Annotated in this window: 17 protein-coding genes; 4 read left to right on the forward strand and 13 right to left on the reverse strand. The window is 65.0% G+C overall.

What is annotated here, in order from left to right:
• The 4 genes from R2770_13775 to R2770_13790 form a co-directional block, all read right to left on the reverse strand.
• Positions 1-1,026, reverse strand: a complete 1,026-nt coding sequence (locus tag R2770_13775; GenBank protein ID MEZ5281525.1) for an LLM class flavin-dependent oxidoreductase — start codon at positions 1,024-1,026, stop codon at positions 1-3.
• Complete coding sequence (locus R2770_13780) at positions 1,023-4,655, reverse strand: molybdopterin cofactor-binding domain-containing protein (GenBank protein ID MEZ5281526.1); 3,633 nt, start codon at positions 4,653-4,655, stop codon at positions 1,023-1,025. The genes R2770_13775 and R2770_13780 overlap by 4 nt, the downstream gene beginning before the upstream one ends.
• Positions 4,656-4,790: 135 nt before the next feature.
• Positions 4,791-5,966: a pyridoxal-phosphate dependent enzyme gene (locus R2770_13785; protein ID MEZ5281527.1), complete on the reverse strand. Its 1,176-nt coding sequence runs from the start codon at positions 5,964-5,966 to the stop codon at positions 4,791-4,793.
• On the reverse strand, positions 5,963-7,486 hold the full coding sequence (locus R2770_13790; protein MEZ5281528.1) for a pyridoxal-5'-phosphate-dependent protein subunit beta: 1,524 nt from the start codon (positions 7,484-7,486) through the stop codon (positions 5,963-5,965). The genes R2770_13785 and R2770_13790 overlap by 4 nt, the downstream gene beginning before the upstream one ends.
• A 113-nt stretch (positions 7,487-7,599) precedes the next feature.
• Between R2770_13790 and hydA the strand changes: the two genes are divergently transcribed.
• The 4 genes from hydA to R2770_13810 all read left to right on the forward strand — a co-directional run bounded on the left by hydA (position 7,600) and on the right by R2770_13810 (position 13,038).
• Positions 7,600-9,012, forward strand: a complete 1,413-nt coding sequence (gene hydA, locus R2770_13795) for a dihydropyrimidinase (GenBank protein MEZ5281529.1) — start codon at positions 7,600-7,602, stop codon at positions 9,010-9,012.
• Positions 9,012-10,502: an AMP-binding protein gene (locus R2770_13800; GenBank protein ID MEZ5281530.1), complete on the forward strand. Its 1,491-nt coding sequence runs from the start codon at positions 9,012-9,014 to the stop codon at positions 10,500-10,502. The genes hydA and R2770_13800 overlap by 1 nt, the downstream gene beginning before the upstream one ends.
• Before the next feature lie 87 nt (positions 10,503-10,589).
• Entirely contained in the window at positions 10,590-12,044 is a 1,455-nt protein-coding gene (locus R2770_13805) for an AMP-binding protein (protein ID MEZ5281531.1), read from the forward strand.
• A gap of 175 nt (positions 12,045-12,219) precedes the next feature.
• A complete protein-coding gene (locus R2770_13810) occupies positions 12,220-13,038 on the forward strand; it encodes an HDOD domain-containing protein (GenBank protein ID MEZ5281532.1) in 819 nt (272 codons plus the stop codon).
• Between the two features lie 83 nt (positions 13,039-13,121).
• Here R2770_13810 and R2770_13815 read toward each other — a convergent pair whose 3' ends face one another.
• The 9 genes from R2770_13815 to yqeB all read right to left on the reverse strand — a co-directional run bounded on the left by R2770_13815 (position 13,122) and on the right by yqeB (position 22,591).
• Positions 13,122-13,571: a chemotaxis protein CheX gene (locus R2770_13815; protein ID MEZ5281533.1), complete on the reverse strand. Its 450-nt coding sequence runs from the start codon at positions 13,569-13,571 to the stop codon at positions 13,122-13,124.
• Positions 13,568-14,419 (reverse strand): protein-glutamate O-methyltransferase CheR, encoded by an 852-nt coding sequence (locus R2770_13820; GenBank protein ID MEZ5281534.1) that lies wholly within the window; start codon positions 14,417-14,419, stop codon positions 13,568-13,570. Before R2770_13820 ends, R2770_13815 begins: the two co-directional genes overlap by 4 nt.
• Positions 14,416-15,552 (reverse strand): chemotaxis response regulator protein-glutamate methylesterase, encoded by a 1,137-nt coding sequence (locus R2770_13825; GenBank protein ID MEZ5281535.1) that lies wholly within the window; start codon positions 15,550-15,552, stop codon positions 14,416-14,418. Before R2770_13825 ends, R2770_13820 begins: the two co-directional genes overlap by 4 nt.
• Complete coding sequence (locus tag R2770_13830) at positions 15,549-15,929, reverse strand: response regulator (GenBank protein MEZ5281536.1); 381 nt, start codon at positions 15,927-15,929, stop codon at positions 15,549-15,551. The genes R2770_13825 and R2770_13830 overlap by 4 nt, the downstream gene beginning before the upstream one ends.
• Positions 15,926-16,384: a chemotaxis protein CheW gene (locus R2770_13835; GenBank protein ID MEZ5281537.1), complete on the reverse strand. Its 459-nt coding sequence runs from the start codon at positions 16,382-16,384 to the stop codon at positions 15,926-15,928. Before R2770_13835 ends, R2770_13830 begins: the two co-directional genes overlap by 4 nt.
• Positions 16,384-18,786, reverse strand: coding sequence for a chemotaxis protein CheA (locus R2770_13840; GenBank protein ID MEZ5281538.1), 2,403 nt, complete (start codon positions 18,784-18,786; stop codon positions 16,384-16,386). Before R2770_13840 ends, R2770_13835 begins: the two co-directional genes overlap by 1 nt.
• A gap of 70 nt (positions 18,787-18,856) precedes the next feature.
• Positions 18,857-20,929: a methyl-accepting chemotaxis protein gene (locus tag R2770_13845; GenBank protein MEZ5281539.1), complete on the reverse strand. Its 2,073-nt coding sequence runs from the start codon at positions 20,927-20,929 to the stop codon at positions 18,857-18,859.
• Between the two features lie 129 nt (positions 20,930-21,058).
• Positions 21,059-21,781 (reverse strand): selenium cofactor biosynthesis protein YqeC, encoded by a 723-nt coding sequence (gene yqeC / locus R2770_13850; GenBank protein MEZ5281540.1) that lies wholly within the window; start codon positions 21,779-21,781, stop codon positions 21,059-21,061.
• 3 nt (positions 21,782-21,784) lie between these two features.
• The gene (yqeB, locus tag R2770_13855) at positions 21,785-22,591 is read right to left on the reverse strand and encodes a selenium-dependent molybdenum cofactor biosynthesis protein YqeB (GenBank protein MEZ5281541.1); all 807 of its coding nucleotides are present in this window, start codon (positions 22,589-22,591) and stop codon (positions 21,785-21,787) included.
• Positions 22,592-22,597: the final 6 nt, after the last annotated feature.

Here is a 22,597-nt window from a genome sequence, read left to right on the forward strand (position 1 = left end):
TCAGAGCTTCCAGTCGGCGAAGGCGTCGATCATGGTTCGCGGGTCGGGGCCCAGCGGGTACAGGATCGGCTGGGTGCAGCCGTCGGCGATATAGCCGGCCACCTTCTCGCGGCACTCGTCGGCGGTGCCAGCAGCACAGATCATCTGCACGATGTCGTCTGGCACGTACTTCGACGCAGCCACGACCTGGTCGTGTGTGGCGGGCCAGGTCAGCACAGACCCGACATCGTCCAGCACCTTCTGGGGCACACCGGACGCCTTCATGATGTGGGGCTGCTGGCCCAGATATTGCGTGACCAGCAGGCGGGCACCATCGAGCGCGGCCTTGCGGTCTTGGGGCGAATCGCTGTCGGCGACCGAGGCCACGATCAGCTGTGGCCGCGCCAGGTCGTCGACCGTGCGCCCAGACCTGGCGGCACCGGTGGCCAACTGTTCCATGGCCCGCTTGTTGTAGTCGGGCGACACCAGATAGTTCAGCACCACGCCGTCGGCGATCTCGCCCGCCAACTCCATCATCTTGGGCCCGGTGGCACCTATGTAGATGGGTACGTCCTTGGGCCTGCGCTCCTGGTGCACATAGTCGAGCTCGACACCGTCGAGGTGAACGAACTCGCCCTGATACGTGACGTGCTCGTCGTTCAACAGGGCCCTGACCGACTCGACCATCTCGCGCATCTGCTTCAGCGGTCGCACCCGGTCGATGCCGACCTTCTTGGCCAGCGGGTCCCACCATGCGCCGATGCCCAGAATGGCGCGCCCGGGAGCCAGGTCGTCGAGGGTCGAGAATGTGGAGGCCAGCAGGGCCGCGTTGCGCGTCCAGCTGGCGACCACACCCGATCCGATGTGAATGCGCTCTGTGACCGCAGCGAAGGCAGCCATTGGAACCACGGCCTCGCGCACCAGGCGACTCTCGGCCTGATACACGGCATCGAAGCCCTTCGCCTCGGCGTACTTGACGTACTCCATCGCGTCGCGGATGGGGTGGGCGTCCTGGAGGTACATCGCCACTGATTGGGTCTCGGTCACATCGTCTCCATCTTCTGGTGCAAGCGCCGGGCCTGTTCGGCGGCCTTGGCGCGTATCTCGTCCGCATCCACCCGCGTGGGCCGACCTTCGTCGACGACCACCTCACCATCGATGGTGACCCTGATCGGGTGCACATTGGTGGTGAAGGCGAGATGCCAGGGGTCGGAGCTGGTGTAGCTCCACACGACCTCGTCGTTCAGTGCTTCGGGAAACAGGTCGTACGAGTTGGTGAGCCACGACCAAGCGGTTTCGGGCGAGGCGGTGCGGTCTTGCTCGCGATGTCGCACATAGGCGACCCGAAACTCGTCGAGCATGTCTGCGCCAATTCCGTCGGTGCCCAACACCACACGGTTGGGCCGGTCGTACGGGCGGGCATAACCGACACCGTTGTTCATGTTGGAACGCGGGTTGTGCGCGATGGTGCCGGGCAGATCACGATCGAGATGCACCGCGTGAACCATCAGCCAGTCGTCGGCCGCCAGAGCTTCCAGGCGGGCCCCCGCGGCCAGGTCTTCGACGCCTTCGGCGACATGGATGTGCACTCCGACACCCAGGTCTTGGGCCAAGCCTGCCGCGGCCTCGAGCGTCTCGTCCGAACAGGTGAAAGCCGCATGCACACCCACACGTCCCCGCCCGCCGGCGCGCAGGAAACGCTCGTTCTCGGCCAGTCCGGAGCGAGCACCCTCGGGCCCGTGCCGGTCGGTGACGCCGTACGCGCAGTCGACCCGCACCCCGACCTCGGCGCATGCCTCGGCTATCACGTCGAGGCTTCCCTCTATGGCGTTGGGCGACTCGTGATGGTCGATAATGCAAGTGGTGCCCGCCAGCAGCGCCTCGAGCGCCCCGAGTTTTGCCGACCATCGAATCGACTCGAGGTCCAGCGCCATGTCGAGACGCCACCAGACCAGCTCGAGTATCTCGGCGAATGTCGCGGGTGTGCGCGGTGGGGCGGGCATGCCCCTGGCCAGCGCCGAATAGAGATGATGATGCGCACACACGAGCCCCGGTGTCGTGGCCATCGGAATCGCCTGTGCAAAGTCTGTGCTCACCACTGGCCACCTATCGGCTGATGCACGTCGAGGGGCAGCCGGTTGCGCCACTGCCCGTCGACCTTGCGGTATGCCTCGGCGACGGCACCGGCGGTTGGCACCAGGCCAATCTCGCCCACCCCCTTGATGCCGAACGGTGAGTTCGGATCGGGGTCTTCGACCAATATCACCTCGACCTCTGGCATGTCCTTTGGTCTGATGATGCCGAGACTGCGCAAGGTCATGTTGGTGGGGCGTCCCAGCTCGTCGTTGGGGAACTCCTCGCTGAGGGCATAGCCCAGGCCCATGTGAACAGCGCCCTCGACCTGGCCCTCGCACAACAGCGGGTTGACGATGCGCCCCACGTCGTGGGCGGCTACGACCCTTTCGATTTGCGCGCTCTGGGGATCTGCGATGACCACCTGCGCCGCGTAGCCGAAGGTCGAATGGATGATGGGGTTCTCGACCGGATCGTCGAGTTTGTTGGTCCAGTCGATGCGGTACTCGCCCTCGTAGTCGACCCCCACCCGGCAGCCGTCGGCCAGCGTTGCGGCAGGCGTCGGCGACCGAACCCGCGGCCATGACGGTGCCGCGGCTGCCCGTGGTCTGGCCGGCGCCCAGCTCGCGGGTGGTGTCCACGTGAACCTCGATACGCCCGGGGTCGATACCCAGCTCGGCCACGGCCACCTGCAGAGCAACGGTGTGAACGCCCTGCCCCATCTCGGTCCAGCAGTGCCTGACCTCGACCATGCCGTCGTCGCGGAAGTGAACGACCGCCCTGGCGATCTCGAGGAAGCCGTTACCCAGCCCCGAGTTCTTGAGGCCGAGGCCCAGGCCGACTGCCTTGCCCGCTGCCATGGCGGCGTCGTATGCCGGCTTGACCGCATCGAGGCACGAGCGGGCGCCCTTGCATCCGTCGTCCATTATCTGCCCTGGGCCCCACACCACTCCGGGTTCGACCACGTTGCGGCTGCGGATCTCCCAGCCGGTGATTCCAAGTGCGTCGGCCAATCGGTCGAGGGCACCCTCCATGGCGAACTGGGCCTGATTGGCACCAAAGCCGCGGAAGGCACCACACACCGGGTTGTTCGTACGTACCGCTATGGCCTCGACATCGACGTTGGGCACGGCGTAGGGACCTGTTGCATGGCCCGCAGCACGCTCGAGCACCTTCATTCCCACCGAGGCATAGGGCCCCGAGTCGCCGATCATCCGGGCGCGGACGACGGTGAGATTGCCATCGGCATCGCATCCGACGTCGAGGTCGATCCAGATCGGATGACGTTTGGCGTGAACCAGGAGAGATTCTTCGCGCGAGAAGGTGGTCTTGACCGGATGCCCCAGCAGCCAGGCCGCCAGCGCGGTCTGGCCCTGGTTGGACATGTCCTCTTTGCCGCCGAACGCGCCGCCGTTGGACACCAGGTGCACCACGATGTGGTCGGGGTCGACACCCAACAGCCGGGCACACGAGTTGCGGTCGTCCCACACTCCCTGGCCACCCGAGTACACGGTCAGGCGGCCGTCGCCGTCTGGCACCGCAAGTGTCGATTCGGGTTCGAGGAAAGCCTGCTCGACCCGCTGGGTCTGGAACCTCTCGGACACCACGTGGGCCGACCCTGCGAGCGCAGCTTCGACATCGCCCCGCGAATAGGCGGATCGACTGAGCTGATTGCCTTCGAGACCCCAGACGGCGTCCTCGTCGGACGCCAGCGCCACATGCGGATCGGTGAAGGGCTGGTGGATGTCGTAGGTCACCTCGACAAGCTGCGCGGCGCGGCGAGCGGTGGGCCGGTCGTTGGCGACCACAAACGCCAACACGTCGCCCAGGTAGCTGGTGCGACCACCCACTGGAATGAACGCCGGCCAATCGAGGTGGATCAGTCCGGTTCTCAGCTCGCCCGGCACGTCGGCGGCGGTGAACACCCGAACCACGCCTGGTACGGCTTCGGCAGCCGACGTGTCGATGGCCAACACATCGGCCCTGGCGTGGTCGGCGAGCTTGACCGCTCCGTGCAGCATTCCGGCGACGGCCATGTCATCGACATAGTGCTTGTCACCAAGCGACAGTTGCCGGCCCTCGTACTTGATGGATCTCGAACCCAAGCCGGTCGCGATCTCGACGTGGTTCTCGGCAATGACCTGCTCGGGTTCCATGCCCTTTGCCAGCGATTCCACCGCGTCGAGGATCTTGGTGTAGCCGGTGCAACGACACAGGTGGCCGCCCAGGTGGCGGGCGGCCTTCTCGCGGGTCAAAGCGGTGCCGTCCTTGTCGACCAGGTACTTGGTTCGCATCATGATGCCCGGCGTACAAAACCCGCACTGAAGCGCACCCGTGGCCGCAAAGGCGCCTGCGTAGCGGTCACGTTCCTGACCGTCGAGACCTTCGAGGGTCACAACCGACTTGCCCTCGATCTTGTCGAGGGGTTGCTGGCACGACACGACGGCCTTGCCGTCGATGTGGACCACACAGCACCCGCACTGCCCCGAAGGCGAGCAGCCGTCCTTGACACTCAATATTCCCAGCTCGTCGCGCAAGGCCGCGAGTAGGTGCTCGTGCTCGCCGACCTGAACCGGCCGGCCGTTGAGGGTGAATGGTGTCACTTCCACAGCGTCGACCTCCCTCAACAGTTTGTCAACCGGGTTGGGCACGAAGCGAGACGACCGATCATTTGTTCACACTGCCGTGACAAAGGAACCAAGCGCACGGCAACGCGAACTCGGATCATGTCGACGATTTCACCGCTGGTGACCGGTGAAGAGGACGGCCACGTCGTCGTTGGGGTCGACGCGAACCCCGCCACTGAGCAGACCTGCGAGGCCCGCCGTGCCGGTGGCGCACACGTCGATACCGGTCAACTCGCGGCCCAACTGGTGGGCACGCACCACCGTGGGCTCGTCGACCACGACCGCTGTGCCACCTGTCTCGAGCATGGCTCGGGTCAGGGGCAGCCAGTCGTAGGTGACGTCGTCGAGGATTCCGCTGGCTGCGCTGGTGCCGACGTCTTCCCATGGCCACATGAACCGGCCCGGATCGGCCTGCATCGCAGCCTGCGGATCTTCGACGTCGGCCAGCAGACGATAGGCGCGTTGCAGCGGGGCGCACGCCACGGTTTGCACCGTCGAGACCCGGGGCATGGCCGCCAACCAGCCCTGTTCGACACCGTCGGCGAGTCCGGCCGCAAGCGAGGCGCCCAGGGCCCCGCCACCCACCTGAACGCTGACCGCGTTGAGTCGTGCCGGACGGCCTTGAGCTGCAGCCAGTTGTTCGGCCAACTCCCAGCCGATGGTGCGGCCGCCATCGAGCGTGGCGGGCGCGATGGTGCCCTGAACCGAGAACGCGACGCTGCCCGCGTCGACCGCCTCGAGAAACCGGAGATAACAAGGATCTCCGGCCTCGCCTTCGCGCCGCTCACAACGTTCGATGGTGGCGCCCAGATCGTCGAGCATCGACGCCACGACCTCGTCGGCCCAGACCGGTATGAACACCCGCAGCCGGCGGCCCGCGGCCTTGGCGACCACCGCAGCGCCCAACGCGGCGTTGCCACAGCTGGCGATGGCGAGCTCGGTCGATGAATCGCGTCCCAAGCGAGCATCGACCGCGGCGTGCAGAAGCAGCCCGAACAGGTGCCTGGCCTTGTGCGATCCGCCGACGTTGTTCGTCTCGTCTTTGACCCACAGCCTCGCCGAGTCGGGCATTGCAACAGCAGCGGCCAAAGCAGGTTGCTGGGCCACCGGGGTGACCACGAAGCCGTGCCCCTCGACACCGCCGATGGCCGCGTCGAGCGACTCGACCAACTCGACGAACTCGGCGTCGGTGCCGCCAACGGCCAACCAGCGTTCGTGCGCATGCAGCATCCGCCGATAGCGAACGAAGGGGTTGGCCGGCGGCCCGAGACCTTTGTCGGAGTTCACCCGAGGCCGGTCCGCTGGTTGAACTCGGTGATCAGCTCGTCGAGATCGCCCGCCAGCGGGCGCAGGTTGTCCCAGAAGGTCTGGCTGCGCCTGGCCTCGAACTCGGGGAAGCCGGTGCCCTGCTGCTCGACCCAGGTGTAGTAGCCGAGGTTGAACACGCGGTCGCGCTCTATCTGCCCCATCTCCATCACATGTGCGGTGTCGACGTTGGCCAGATGGCCGGCGAAGTCGGCCGCCGCCTCGACGGCCGTGTAGCCGTCGGGGTGGTGGCTGGCCATGTAGCCCTCGTGTTCGCTGCGGTACATCTCGGCGCCATCGGTGGCCACGGTCATGATGACGTCGTCGGAGGTCAGGCGCAGGTGCTTGGCCGTCTTGATGGCGGCGAGGGTGTTGCATATGGACGAAAAGCCCATGTGCACCAGCGAGTCGACCAACTCGGGCCTGCACCCGACACTGTCGATCAGGTAGCGGCGTCCGGCCTCGCTGTTGAACAGGGCGTCGAGGGCATCGGTCGAGTGGTCGCTGATGGCGATGGCGATGTCGGTGTTGGTGACGTTGTGGATCAGCGGAATGTGCTTGTCGCCGATGCCCTGGATGTTGTGCTCGCCGAAGCCGTTGTAGAGGATGGTCGGGCACTCGAGCGCCTCGACGGCCACGATGCGAGCCCCGTGGGTGTCCTTCAGATAGTCGCCTGCTCCGAGGGTTCCGGCCGACCCGGACGCGCTGACGAACGCTGCCAAGCGGGCACCCACCGAGTCGGCGGTCACGTGCTCGAACAGGTGCTCGAGGGCCTGACCGGTAAGCCAGTAGTGGCCGAGGTGGTTCCAGAACTGGCTGAACTGGTTGAAGATGACGTTGGTCGGGTCTTTCTCGAGCTCGTTGCAGGCGTCGTAGATCTCCTTGACGTTGCTCTCGGTGCCGTAGGTGCGGATGACGTCGTTGGGGTCGTCGAGCCAACGGTCGAGCCACTCGAAGCGCTCGCGGCTCATGCCTTCTGGCAACACGGCGACGCCGCGGCACCCCATGATCTTGCTGATCGCGACACCGCCGCGGGCGTAGTTGCCGGTCGAGGGCCAGATGGCGCGGCTGGAGGTGGGGTCGAAACGGCCGGTGACTATCGACGGCACCAGGCACGCATACGCGGCCTGCACCTTGTGGGCGTTGATCATCGGAAACCGGTTGCCCAGAGCCAGCACGATTCGGGCGTCGACCCCGGTCAGCTCGGACGGCAGCTCGATGTGCTCGGGGACATCGACGATGCCGCCTTGACGGTTGTTGTACCAGTGAACACGAAACAGGTTGCGTGGATCGGGGCCGTCGCGGTCGACACCCGCCAAGGCCTCGCGAACATCGGCGGGGATGGTGTCGGGGTTTGCCAGCTCGGCAAAGGTCGGAAGCCTGATCTGATTCTCGCGAAAGCGCTGCACGGCACGGTCGCGGACGTCGGCATCGACCATCTCGAGACTCACGCCCAAAGCGCGAGCAGCATCGTCGGGAGGCATCGGTTGAGTCACGGTCACGTTGCCCAGCCTACGTCGCTTCAACAAAGTGTTGCACCGCCTACGAGGGCCGGAACATCCGGCCGATGCAGCCGCACTTCGAGCGACCGCCGAGCCGGGGATACAGTCGCCACATGGCAACACTGTTCACCGGAGGAACGGTCGTCAATTCGAACGGATCGGGTCTCGCCGATGTGCTGGTCGAGGGCGACAAGATCGCTGCGGTACTGGCGCCTGGCTCTCAGATAGCCGAATCGGCCGCCCGTGGGGATGTCGAGGTGGTCGACGCGTTGGGCTGCTACGTCATTCCGGGCGGGGTCGACGTTCACGTCCACCTTCAACTCCCTATGACGCCCGAGGCGACCTCCAGCGACGACTTCGAGACCGGCACCGCCGCCGCGGCATGGGGTGGCACCACCAGCGTCATCGACTTCGTGGGTCAGCTGAAGGGCACCCAGGTGATGGACGCCATCGAAGAGCGTCACGCCGAGGCGGCTGGCCGCTGCGCGATCGACTATGGCTTTCACCTGTCGATGGGCGACGTTCACGACCAGTCGTTGAAGGACCTGCGCACGGCCATCGACGAGGGCATCACCAGCGCCAAGCTGTTCATGGCCTACCCGGGCGCCTACTACTCAGACGACGGGCAGATCCTGCGAGTCATGCAGGTCGCCGCCGAAACGGGCGCCCTGGTGATGATGCACGCCGAGAACGGAATCGCCATCGACGTGTTGCGAGACCAGGCCGCCAGCCTGGGCCGGACGGGTTCGGTGTGGCACGGACGGACCCGGCCCGCGGTGCTGGAGGGCGAGGCCACCCATCGTGCCATCGCCCTGGCCACCGTGGCGGGGGCACCGCTGTACATCGTGCATCTGTCGGCCGCAGATGCACTGGCCGAGGTTGTGGCCGCTCGCGATCGGGGTATGAACGTCTTCGCCGAGACCTGCCCCCAATACCTGTACCTGTCGCTGGAAGAACACCTCGATCGCGACGGTCTCGACGGGCTGCGCCACATCTGCTCTCCCCCGCTGCGCAGCCGGGCCGACCACCACCAGGACACCCTTTGGACGGGCTTGTCGACCGACGACCTGTCTGTCGTATCGACCGACCATTGCCCGTTCTGCGACGCAGAGAAGCTGCTGGGCGTCGACGACTTCCGGGCCGTACCCAACGGCCTCGGCACCATCGAACACCGCATGGATCTGCTGCACCAAGGGGTCGTGCAGGGCCAGATCTCTTTGACCCGATGGGTCGATGTCTGCTCGACCACACCGTCGAAGATCTTCGGGCTGCAGGGCACCAAGGGCGTCATCGCTGCGGGTGCCGACGCCGACATCGTCGTGTACGACCCACAGGTCACCCATCGCCTCGGCGTCGACCAGCACCACATGAACATCGACAACTCGGTTTGGGAGGGCATGGAAGTGACAGGCCAGGCGCGAAGTGTCATGAGCCGAGGCTCGTGGGTGGTCAGAGACCGCAACTACCTCGGACGGCCCGGTCATGGGCGGTTCCTGAAGCGCTCGACCGGATCGGCGCTGCGCTGATGGACCAGGAAGGCCACGCCCAAACGGTGGACGATCTGGTCGGGCTGACGTTCCCGGCGGTCATAGGCCTGCTCGGCTCGAGGCGTGCCCAGCAGCCGGCGGTGACGCTGGACGACGGGTCGGTGATGACCTTTGGCGAACTAGATCGCTGGTCGACTCACATGGCTCACCACCTGGCCGAACTGGGGGCCCGAGAGGGTTCGTTCGTGACCATCGCGTCGCCCAACTCGTTCGAGTACGTGTTGGCGTGCGCTGCGGCTTGGAAGGTCGGGGCCATTCCCCAGCCGGTGTCGTCGCGTCTGCCCGAGGCCGAGCTGCACGCCATAGTCGAGTTGGCCGACTCGGCCGTGGTCGTGGGCCACGAGTACGCCGGACGACCCTTCGTGGCCCACGGTCAGACCATCGCCGCAAACGACACGCCGTTGCCAGATGTGGCAAGCCCGTCGTGGAAGGCACCGACGAGCGGCGGCTCGACGGGTCGACCCAAGCTGATCGTCGCCGGCGACCCCGCGATCTACAGCGAAGCGTTGGCGGGGCGGGCCGAACGCATCGGCGCCGCCGCGGGTCAAACGATGGTGATGCCGGGGCCGCTCTATCACAACGGCCCTTTCATATGGATGTGGGGAGCTCTGTTGGTGGGCGGCCATGTTGCCCTGCTGCGCCGATTCGACCCGGTCGAGACGTTGGCGGCCATCGAGCGCCACAACGCCACGGCCGTATACCTGGTGCCCACGATGATGCAGCGGATCTGGAAGCTGCCGGACGACGTCAAGTTCGCCTACGACCTTTCGTCGATGCGGCGAGCGTTCCACCTGGCCGAGCCATGCCCGCCGTGGTTGAAGGAGGTGTGGATCGAATGGATCGGCGCCGACAACCTGTGGGAGCTGTACGGGGGCACCGAGGGACAGGCCGCCACGTTCATCAGCGGCTCGGAGTGGCTGCAGCACCGCGGATCGGTCGGCCGGCCGACGCCTGGCACCATGAAGATCTGCGACGAAGACGGCAACGACCTGCCACCCGGCGAGATCGGCGAGGTGTGGATGCGACCGGTGGGCCGTGACACTCCCACCTATCGCTACATCGGCGCCGAGGCCGAAACCCGCGACGGCTGGGACTGTTTGGGCGATATCGGCTGGATGGACACCGACGGCTACCTGTATCTCGCCGATCGGCGCAGCGACATGATCCTGGTCGGCGGAGCCAACGTGTTCCCCGCCGAGGTCGAAGCAGCCATCAACCTCCACCCCGGCGTAGCCAGCTCGGCTGTCATAGGTCTGCCAGACGAAGAAAAGGGCAACCGAATTCACGCGATCATCCAGCCGGCTCGAGCGGGCACCGTCCCAGACACCGATGAGCTGATGGCACATCTGGCCGAACACCTGGTCACGTACAAACTGCCGCGCACCATCGAATACGTCGACGAACCACTCAGAGACGACGCAGGCAAGGTCCGCCGCAGCCAGCTCAGAGCTGCGCGCCTCGGCGCGTAGCCATCGAATACAGCGGAGCGCCCAAGCGCGTAGCCATCGAATACAGAGCGCCTCGGCGGCTAGCGTCTTGGGGTCGAAGGGGGAACCATGAATCAACCACCGAGCTTTGCCACCGTCTTGGCCGAGCACGCGAAAAACCGTGGCGACCAGCCTGCCGTCACGCTCGAGGGCGAGGTGTTGAGCTTCGCCGACCTCGATGCCCAGGCCACCGCAATGGCGCATCGGTTCGTCGAGTTGGGCGCCGAAGCCGGCTCGTTCATCACGATCGCCTCGCCCAATTCGTTCGAGTTCTACATCGCCTGTGCCGCTTGTTGGAAGATCGGTGCCACGCCTCAGCCGGTTTCGTCGCGTTTACCCGAGGCCGAGCTGAACGCCATCGTCGAGTTGGCCGACTCGGCCGTGGTCGTGGGCCACCAGTACGAAGGGCGCCCTTCGATCGCCCACGGCGAGGCCATCCCGCCCAATAGCTCGCCCCTGCCCGACGCGGTGTCAGCGGCGTGGAAGGCTCCGACCAGCGGCGGCTCGACGGGCCGTCCCAAGCTGATCGTCAGCGGCGACCCGTCGCTGTACACAGAGAACATCGCCGGGTTGGGCGCAGTCATCGGCGCTTTGCCAGACCAGACGATGGTGATGCCGGGGCCGCTTTATCACAATGGCCCGTTCATCTGGTCGTGGCTGACCATCTTGGCGGGTGGGCACGTGGCACTGTTGCGCCGCTTCGACGCCGAGAAAACGCTGGCGACGATCCAGCAGTATTCGGCACCTTCGATCTACCTGGTGCCAACGATGATGCAGCGCATCTGGAAGCTGCCAGACGACGTCAAGTTCGGCTACGACATCTCGTCGATCACCACCGCCTTCCACCTGGCCGAGCCGTGCCCGAAGTGGTTGAAGCAGGTGTGGATCGAATGGATCGGTGCCGAGAACCTGTGGGAGTTGTACGGAGGCACCGAGGGACAGTGCTTCACGGTGGTTCAGGGAACCGAGTGGGCGAAGCGTCCGGGCACGGTGGGCCAGCCGATCAGCGGCGAGCTCAAGATCTGTGATGAGGACGGCAACGACCTGCCGCCCGGCGAGATCGGCGAGGTATGGATGCGACCGGTGGGCCGTGATAGGCCCACCTATCGCTACATCGGCGCCGACACCGAGGAACGCGATGGCTGGGAGTGCCTGGGCGACATCGGTTCGCTCGACGAGGACGGCTTTTTGTACCTGAACGATCGGCGCAGCGACATGATCCTGGTCGGCGGAGCCAACGTGTTTCCCGCCGAGGTCGAAGCAGCCATCAACCTCCACCCCGGTGTGGCCAGCTCGGCTGTCATCGGCCTACCGGACGAAGACAAGGGCAACACGGTCCACGCCATCATCGAACCCAAAGACCCACACAACCCACCCCCACACGACGACCTGATGCAACACCTGGCCGAACACCTGGTCACCTACAAGCTGCCGCGCAGCATCGAATACGTCGACGAACCACTCAGGGACGACGCAGGCAAGGTCCGCCGCAGCCAGCTCAGAGCTGCGCGCGTAGGCGCGTAGCCATCAGGTACAGCTGCGCGCCTAGGCGCGTGAACGGCCCACAATTCGTGAACACTGCGTCTATTACTTGATTACGGACAAGTAATGACGATGCAACCGGGTTTTCACTCAGCCGAACTCCACTTATGCCGATTCTTCTATTACGTGTAGCAATCGATCGGTGGCGTTGAAAAATATGGCTTTAATCGAAACACATTTGGTACTCACCGACCTGATCGACGAGCTTCCACCGCTGAACGACACGGTGCTGAGGCTGGTGGGTCTGACCCAAGACCCACACGCCACGGCCGACGACGTCGCCCAGCTGCTGATGCGAGACGGTGTTCTAACTGGCGAGTTGCTGGCCGAGGCCAACAGTTCGGTGTTTGCATCGTCGTCGCCCGCCCGGTCGGTCTCCGATGCTGTGGTGCGCCTGGGCCTGATGAGAGTGGTGGCCATTGCCACGAGGCTCGAGACGGCCAGGGCGACCCATCTTCTGCCCGACGGGGCCATCGACCCCCGGGTCATCGCCATGCACCACATGCATGCCGTCGAAGCCGCAGTTGCGCTGGGGCGCCGGTCGTCTCGTATCGATCGGGCCTCGGCGGTGACAGCGGCCGTGCTTCACGACATCGGCAAGCTCGTGTTGTCAAAGCTCTACGCATCGACGGCGATCCTCGAAGATCCGACGCTTACGATCGGTGATCAGGCCGCACGCATCGAGCTGGAAATGCTCGACGTGAATCACGGCGAGGTCAGTCGTGTCGTGTGTGAACATTGGACCATTCCCGACGACATCGGCGAGGCGATTCAACACCACCACGATCCGCTGGGCCGGGGTCCGCTCGCTGCGGCCACCTACCTGGCCGACGTGGTGGCCCACCTGGCTGCCGGCGACATCGACGAGGACAACGACTTCTTCATGTTGGTGCCCCCGTGCCTGGATGAGTTGGGTCTCAGCCACAGCGACTTCAACGCTGTGCTGAAGGAGACCCGCCGAGCCATAGGCGCCTGACAGAGATCTCGCCCGTCAAGAACTACGCGAAGAGGCCCGGATGCAAAGCATCCGGGCCTCTTTGGTTCGTTCAGTTTGTTGTGTCAGGCAGAGAAGTCGACCACGAACACGCCCAGGTCGTGGAACACCTCGGTGCTGTTGGCAAGGTGGTGGACCTCATCGCAGTGACGCGCCTCGACACGGGGCACGTCAAGTGCGGTTTCGGCACTGACGAGGGTCTTGGCCGAGCCAGCCAGCATGTTGCAGAACTCGGCGACGGCATCGCAGGCGTCAACCGTGGACACCTCGTGGATCTCCAAACCCATCCACATGACGGCGAGGCTCTTGGCCACCGATTCCGATACGCGAACGGTGAACTGCCCCGAAGCGGCGCCAAGCACGGGCACCACCGCCTCGATGACGGTCGCTGCCGTTGCCGGCACCATCGGCACCTCGACGCCTTCGCCCATCGTGGCGAGGATCCCGTCGAGGGTCTCCAGCACCACCTCGGCCAGTTCGTCGAGATCGACGTCGTCTATCACTACGTCGCTCATCTGTTGGCTCCTCTCACACAAAAGAAGGTCGAATCACCGATCCGACGTGGTTCGAACCCGTCGTCGATTCCGAGCGTCGACTCGGATGCGCCCAGCATCAGCCAGCCGTCTGGCTTCACTACCTGCGTGCGAATGCGTTCCAGGATCGCCCGCTTGGTGTCGCGCGGGAAGTAGATCAAGACGTTGCGCACCAGCACCAGGTCCATTCGAACGAAGTTGGTCATCGGGTCGAGCAGATTGAATTCTCTGGCGTCGACCATCGCCTTCAGTTCGGGCTTCACCCTCCACTGACGGCCGTCCTGTTCGAAGTACTTCATAGCCAGGCTGGTGGGCAGGCCCCGGTTTACCTCGAACCTGCTGTACTCGCCCGCCTTCGTGCGTTGCACCATCACAGGCGAAACGTCGGTCGACAGGATCTTGGTCCGCGGCGACTTGGCCACCGTCGGGAACTTCTCGAACAGCTGCATCGCCAGCGTGTAGGACTCCTGCCCGCTCGAGCACGCAGCGTTCCAGATCGAGAGTCCCGCTCCGGCTCCGCGCTTGGCCAGCAGGTCGGGGATGATGTGTCCGGTCAGTGTCTCGAACGGGTGCTGGTCCCGGAAGAACGAGGTCTCGTTGGTGGTCATCGCATCGATGACGGCACCCTCGGCGACGCGGTCGCCCATCCTTACCTTCGAGATGAGGGCCGATGCGTCGGCGAGCCCCAGCTTGCGGGCCACCGGCGCCAGCCGGCTCTCGATCAGGTAGTCCTTGCCCTCGAGCTGAACCCCGATCTTGGTCGCCACCAACTTGGTGACGAAGTCGATCTCGGCCGGACCGATCGACGGAGCGTCGGTCTTCGTGGTCATGACTGCGCCACCACCTTTTCATGACCGGTCGTAGTTCCGCGTCCCCGAGACGGGGTCGAGCGAAACACGATCTCGGCTATGCGAGGCCCTATCGATTCGAGCGGGAGCACCTCGCTGGCCGAACCCGCATCGACGACGGCGCCTGGCATTCCCCAAACGATGCTGGTTGCTTCGTCCTGTGCCAGGAAAGGGCTTCCCAGCTTGGCCATGTTGGCTGCGGCCTTGGCCCCGTCGGCGCCCATGCCGGTCAGCATCACGCCCAACATGTGAGCGCCGTAGACCTTTATCGCCGACTCGAACATCACGTCGACCGAGGGCCGACACGAGTTGACCGGCGGGGTGTCGATGATCTCGACCGTGGGCATCGCCCCTCGGTTGTTGATCACCATGTGACGCCCTCCTGGTGCGATGTAAACGGTTCCGGGCTCGGCCCGCATCCCGTGTGCACCCTCGACCACCCGCGAGGCGGTCTTGCGGTCGAGCCGATCGGCGAGGGCCTCTGTGAACTTCGGCGGCATGTGCTGCACGACGAACAGGGGCACCCGAAGCGGTGTCTTGATTGCGCTGAGAACCGTCTCGAGCGCCACCGGGCCGCCCGTGGAGCTTCCCAGCACGACAGCGTCGATGGTCGACGTCGTGTGACGCGACGGCACCGACCGGGCAGGGGCCGGACGGGCCGAAGGTCTCGACGCAAGCCCGCGGGCTGCGCCACCCTTGCCGATCTTGCCGGCGATCGCCCTGGCCTTGGCCACCAGCTCTTGCCGGACGGCCTCTCTGGCCGCTGCAAGGCTGGTTGTCTGACCGGGCTTGGCCGCATAGTCCCAGGCACCGCGCGACAGCGCCTGAACCGTTGCCGCAGCTCCGCGTTCTGTCAGGGTCGAGAACATGATCACCGGCAGTCGCGGGTGACGGGTCTTCAGGGTCTCGAGGGCCGTGAGGCCGTCCATCACCGGCATCTCGATGTCGAGCACCACGATGTCGGGCTGCAGCTCGTCGACCTTGCGCAAGCCGATCTCACCGTTGGATGCGGTGCCTACGACGGTGAAGTCGGTCTCGCCCTCGAAGATCGAGGTCAGCATGCCTCGGGCCACGGCCGAGTCGTCGACGATCAGAATCTTGGTTTCGTCGCTCATACTTCGACCGCCGTGTAGACGCCCATCACGGCCAGCCGATCCTCGACCATGGTCCGGTCGATCGGCTTGAACAGATACTCGTCGACGCCCGCGAGGATGGCTTTGGCCACCCGCCTGGGGTCGGCCTCGCTGCTGATCATCAAGAACGGAACGTTCTTGAATGCGGTCGAGGAACGAACGGCCTTGGCCAGCTCGACACCGTCCATCACCGGCATGTTCCAGTCGGCGACGATCGCCGTGGGTGGATCGGCCGGGTCCATCTGGTCCAACGCATCCTGGCCGTGCTCGGCTTCGATCACTTCGAAGCCCAGCTCGCCCATTATCGACGACACCCGGCGGCGAGCCACCCTGGAGTCGTCAACGACTACTGCTTTCATGCCACAACCTCCGCCGCTGCCGACGGCATCGTCACCACCCGCTCTACGTCGGGAATCAACAGCAACTCGTTCTCGAGTTTGTAGGCACCCAGAATGAGATCGCGCGCCGGTCCCAGCATCGTCTCGGGCGGCGGTTCATAGGTCGAGCCGTCGACCTCTATCACCTCACCGATCGAGTCGACGATCAGGCTGGCAACGCTGCCCCCCGACCGAACGACCACGTGTATCGACGCCTCGCCCGAGGTTGCGGCTTCCAGCCGCCTACCTAGGTCGATGGCGGTGGCGATTCGACCTCGCAGGTTGATCAACCCGCTGATCGACGAATGCGAGTGAGGCACCCGCGTGATCGCCTGTTCGCGCAGCACCTCTTGGACATCCAGAACGTTGATGCCGAGCAGCAGCTCGCCCACCCTGAACGTGCACAGCTGCATGGCTTGATTAGCCGTCTCGTGCATCAATACACCCCAATCAACTCGTTGGCGTCTTCGGTGACGACCATCCCGGCCATCGACATGATCCGTCGCGGCTCGGCGACATCGATGACCTTGCCCCCGACAACCGCTCGCTGCTGGCCGTCCTCATCGTGCATTTCGGGATCGAGCACGATGTCGCGGATCCGACCCACCACAAGCCCGGCAAGTGTCCCGCCCTGGCTGCACACCACGACGTTCGACTCGATGCCCCCGTCGACGGCTCCATGGCAGATGCCGAGGGTCGGGCCCACATCGATGAGGCGCATGATTCCGCCGCGGTACTGCACCACAGGCCTGCCGTCCGAGCGTTCGATTCGGTCGGGCGAGAAGCTCTCGAGCCGATCGACCTGGTCGAGAGGAAGACCGACCGTCGATTCGTCTGCAAGCTCCACTATCAGCAGGGCACGCTCGTCGTATTCGGCCGAGAGTGCATCCTCTTCTTCGCTGAGCCAGGTGGTGTTCGATCCGGGCCCAACGAGGTTCGAAGCGGCTGCGATGCCGTGCACGTCGAGGATCAGGGCCACCTTGCCGTCGCCCATGATGGTTGCGCCGGCGAAGAGGTCGAGGTCCTTGATCTGGCGCTCCAGCGGCTTTACGACGATTTCCTCTGTGTCCTCGATGCTGTCGACGATCAGCCCGAACAGGCGCTCGTCGCTTTGCAACACGACGATGTTGATCGAGTCGCTTTCCTCGGCCGAAGCGAGGCCCAGGTTCGAGCGCAGGTCAACGATTGGCAGCAACCGACCGCGCAGGCGATAGACCGGAGTGCCGTGCACCATCTCGATGCGGTGCTCGGGATCGCCCTTCTCGATGCGAACCAACTCTTGCAGGCTCACCTGTGGCACCGCGTAACGATCACCGTCTGCCGACACGATCAGCGCGGGGATGATGGCCAGAGTCAGCGGTATCTTGATCTTGAAGGTCGTGCCCTGGCCGGCCTCAGACCTCACGTCGACAGTGCCGCCGATGCGTTCGACGTTGGTTCGAACCACGTCCATGCCGACGCCTCGGCCCGACACGTTGCTGACCTTTTGAGCGGTTGAGAAGCCAGGGGCGAAGATGAAGCTGATGACGTTCTTGTCGCTCATCTCGGCTGCGGCTTCGGCGGTGATGAGACCCTTTTGAACGGCCTTGGACCTGATGGCCTCTGGGTCTATGCCCTTGCCGTCGTCGGTGATCTCGATGACGACCTGACCACCTTCGTGGCTGGCTCGCAGCCGCAGGAAACCCTCGGGGTCCTTGCCCATCTGTTCGCGCACCTCGGGCAGTTCGATGCCGTGGTCGACGGTGTTGCGAACGATGTGGGTGAGCGGATCCTTGATCGCCTCGATGATGCCCTTGTCGAGCTCGGTCTCCTTGCCCTCCATCTCGAGACGGATCTGCTTGCCGAACTGACGGCTGAGGTCTCGTACGACCCTGGGGAGCTTGCTCCACACGTTGCCGATCGGCTGCATGCGGGTCTTCATGACACCCTCTTGCAGCTCGCTCGTGATGTGGCTCAACCTCTGGGCAGCCGAGATGAGGGTCTTTTCTTTCGAGCCCTCGGTCAGCTGCACCATCTGGTTGCGTGCCAGCACCAGCTCGCCGACCAGGTTCATGACCCGGTCGAGCAGGTCTACATCGACGCGGATGCTCGACTCCGAGCGGCCCGACTTCTGCTTGTCGGCTGCCTTCTCGACCGACTGAGCGTCGGCACGGCCCTCATCCACCAGGATCTGGCCGATCTTGCGCTCGTCGCCAAGGCTCTGCTCGCTGGCGGCTATCTCTACGTCGTCGCGGCGGGCGTCACCCGAATCGACCAGGATGTCGCCGATGCGTTCAGCCTGGGCCGCGGGCTCATCTGCCGTCTGCTCTTCGACAACCACGGTCTCTTCAACAGCCACAGCCTCTTCAACAGCCACGGTCTCTTCAACAGCCACAGCCTCTTCAACAGCCACAGCCTCTTCAGGCACGACCGGCTCTGCGGCAGGCGGCGCAGCGGCCTTGGCGGGGGCGGCGTCATGGTTCGCCAGCCGCTCCAGCTCGGCGATCAGAGCGCTGTGGTCGTGAACACCCTCGGCGCCGGTCTCGTCGATGGTCGCCGTGATCTGGCGGATCGCGTCGACAGTCGCCAGCAGGGCATCGGCGATCTCGTCGTTCATCTCCAGGACGGCGTCGCGCAGCAGGCTGAGAAGGTTCTCGCCCCTGTGTGCCACGACCTCCATCTGGGCGAAGCCCAGAAAGCCACACGAGCCCTTGATGGTGTGAAGCGTTCGGAACGCTTCGGTCAGAATCTCGCGATCGTCGGGCGTCTCCTCGAGCTCGATCAGGTTCTGATCGAGCCTGTCGAGGCCCTCGCTCGCTTCTACTAGGAATTCGCCAATGATCTCGTCGTCTTCGTCCACTTGTCCGCTCCCTTCTTGCATCAGTACCTAGCCAAAGGGCCCGGCCGCAGCGGCCGAGCCCTGGGTGCGGCTAGTGGTATGCGTCGACCAGCCTTGCCAGCTCGCCGGCCATCTTCGACAGTTCTTCGGCCGACCGACGGGTGTCGTCGGTCGACTGGCGGGTCGAGTCGGCATTCGATGCCACCTCGGTGACCGTTCTGGCGATCTCCTGTGTGCCTACGGCTGCTTCTTCGACGCTGCGACCGATCTCTTCGGTTGTGACGCTCTGCTCTTCGACCGCGGAAGCGATCGTGGCCGAGATCTCACTGATGCGATCGATCGTCTCGGTGATCTGCTCGTTGGCCTTGACCGCCCCGACCATGTCTTCCTGAATCGCCTGGATGCGGCTCGAGATCTCGTCGGTGGCTTCCGCGGTCTGGTTGGCCAACTCCTTGACCTCACTCGCAACCACTGCAAAGCCCTTGCCGGCGGCACCGGCCCTGGCGGCCTCGATGGTGGCGTTCAGAGCCAGCAGGTTGGTCTGCTCGGCGATGGTGTGAGAGGTCATCTTCGCGATCTCGACCGCCTCACCAGCAACGTTCGACGCCTCCACGGCGCTGTGGGCCACTTCGCGGATGGTTGCGTTCATCTCCTCGATTGCCGAGGCGACTGTGGCCACGCTCGACGACACCTGGTCGCCGCTGGCCGATGCAGATGTCGCCTGCATCGCCGTCTGTTCGGCTCCGTTGCCAACGGTGGTGGCCACCATGGTGAGCTCTTCGGCCGCGCTGGCGAGCTGCGTCGACGAGCTCGAGAGCCCGTCGATCATGTCGCGCAGCGAGCCGACCATGGTGGTCAGGGCAACACCCAGGTCGCCGGGCACGTGCACATCGAACTCTTTGGAGCTGAGCTCCTTGTCGGCGATCAACTGTGCCTGCGTTCTGACTGTCTTCAACATGCCGGTCATGGCGTTGAACGACCGTGCCATCTCGCCGATCTCGTCGTGGCGGTTGATCTTCAACTCTTCGACATCGAGGTTGCCCTCCGCGATCATTCCGGCCTGATCGGCCACGGCCTTGACCGGCCGCGAGATGCTGCGGGCCAACCACCAGCCGACCAGACCGATGATCAGGGCCATCACGGCAGCCATCATCAGGATCGAGTTGCGCATGTCGCCGACAACGGCGGTGGCCTCGCCGAGGTCTTGGCTGACCAGAACACCCCACCCGTATCCGGGGAACCCGAGGGCGCCATCGGTCTTCGCGTAGCCGTTGAGCGTCACCGGATCGTCGCTGGTCAACGCTTCCTGGGTGACACCGTGGCCGTCGCTGATCGCCAGCGCTGCGGCCTCTGAACCCTGCTGCGGAAGATTCTCCGACATGATGTTCTCGGCGTTCGGGTCGTCCAAGACCAGACCATCGGCACGCAGTACGTGGGTTTCGACGGTGGTGACGCCCGAGGCGATCATCTTTTGGCGGGTCGCCTCCATGATGTCGGCGACGACACGGTGGAACGATGCCTCGTTGTGCCAGACACCGATGACCTCGCCGGTCGACGGATCGCGGAACGGCGCCGTGTAGGGCAAGGTCATGCGGTCTTCGCCGTATACCTCACGAACCGTTGCGTCGAGATGCACGTCTGTGTAATACGTGGTGCCAGGAGGCGTTTGGCCGTCCATCACCGCCTGGAACCAGTCGGTGCCAGACATGTCGCGCCCGACCAGGTCGGCGGTGTTCACCGGGTTGCCTTCCCAGTCGACGCTGTTGGCCGCAAACACCTTGCCTTCGGTGTCGGTGATGATCATCAGGTCGTAGATGCCGTAGTTCGCCATCAAGAAGTCGGCGTTGGCCGTGGCCCGAACCGGATCTTCCAGAAGGTAGGGGTGGCCCGCGAATGCCTGAACGTCGCCGTAGCGCTCGAACAGGTTGCGATCGATCATGTCGCCCGCCTCGACGGCGGCGGTCTCGAGCCGGTCGCCTGTCACATCGGTGAGCGCCGACGAGCTGGTGCGCAACCCCATGAGGGCCACGATCGCCAGCGGTATCAGTCCCATCGCAATGAAGGCCCCGATCAGCTTGGCGTTCAGGCCCACGCCGCCCTTCTTGGCGGCGCCAGCACCTGCCTTCGCCTCGCCGAGGCCCTCTGTCATTTCACTGTCTTGCATCGTCGCAAACCTCACACAACCGCCCGTACCTCACTGGTGAGGGTCGGTCGTCGCCGGAACGGGTCTTCGACGTACCTTCGGCAGATTTGCCAGGGAGTTAACACCGAACACCCAGAAGGGGCGCCCAGGTCAGCCGAGCGGTGCCTCGTCGGCGAATACGGCCACCCGAAGCGAGCCGGGGGCCGAGGTGAGCTCGGCCACCAGCTCGGCGACGAAATCCTCGTTGCCGGGGCTCACCTTGGTCACCGCAACTGCGAAGCGTGAAGCCGCCGGCTTCTCCTTCAGCGCACCCCGGGGGCTGGTGATGACGGCCGCTGCCCGCCCAGGGGTCAGCCGCTCGTAGGGCGAGCAGCCCGCCAGGGCGGCCACCCGCATGGGCCTGTGGCACTGGTCGGCGATGACCCGCCCCAGCGCGTCGGCACCGATTACCGACACCATCACGTTGCTGGTGCGCCCAACCACGGGCTCGAACTGGGCCGGAGCTTTGAATGGTCGGCGTCTGGCGCCGTCGGCCTCGTTCACGACGTGATCGGCGATCTGGAACAGGTCGTCGGCGCGATCGGGTGCAACGCCAATGGCCTTGGGGCCCTGCACACCTCTCCACACGATGACCCGCTGGTGCTCGGCCAGGGCGTCGCGGACCTGCTGGTCGCTGGGCGCCAACAGCCAGGGCAGGCCGCGGTGCTGGTCTGCTCCCATCTTGGTGGTGGTGGTCAGCACCACAGACCCGCTAAGACCCGCCGAAATGGCGTGCCACAGGGTCGTCTTGCCACCGCCGCCAACCAGCGAGACATGCTCGTGCGAACCCAGGTTCAGAGCCTCGGCGGCTCGCGACACAGCGAAGACTTCCACGGGTCAGGCCCGATGGCGGCGCAGCGACACCGACAGCGCCTCGACAACGCCGCCGCCGATGGCCAACGCCTTGTCGGAGATCTCGTAGCAGTCGGTGTCGAGTCGGGGGTCGATGTCGGCGACCTTGAGCCCTGTCCACACCTGCGTACCGGCGGCGATCAGGCCTCTCACAACACCCTCGAACGGTGCCGACATCTGTTGACCGGCCACGTAGCCCATGCACTGGCCGGCCGCCACCCGCTCGCCTATGGCCACGTTCCATTCGGCAGCGCCGTCGGCGGGCGCCCTGACCACGCGCTCGGCTCCACGGCCTTCGACCACACCTGGGGTTCCGGTGTCAGGCTCGGCCGAGCCCGTCCACAACACCCGTCCCAGATGATGCCCCCGATTGGTCTCGACCACGGCGTGGCAATCGACACCGGCCTCGAACCCCGGTCCCAGCGCCACCACACACGGAGCATCGCCCACGTTCGTATCGATGTTGCGTTTGGCCATGCGAGCATCGACTACGGCAAAGGCCCCGTGGTCGCCGGGCAGTTCGGGCATCACAACCACCGATACAGCGCTCTCGTTTTCCGCCGAGGCCGCCGACGCGAAGTCGTTGTGCAGAACGGCGGCCAGCCCTTCGATCTCGACGCGGCCGTCCAGCACAGCTGTCGAGAACGACACGGTGCGCCTGACGGTCAGGGGGTGTGGCAACTCGAGCACCACCACGCGAAAACCCGAAGCAACCAGCCGCCAAACCACGCCAGACGCCAGGTCGCCCCCACCGCGAACGATGCAGAGGTCGGAACTGAAGCCGTGCGTCACGAGGTC

This window comes from Acidimicrobiales bacterium (assembly GCA_041394185.1).
Classification (GTDB): domain Bacteria; phylum Actinomycetota; class Acidimicrobiia; order Acidimicrobiales; family Poriferisodalaceae; genus JAAETH01.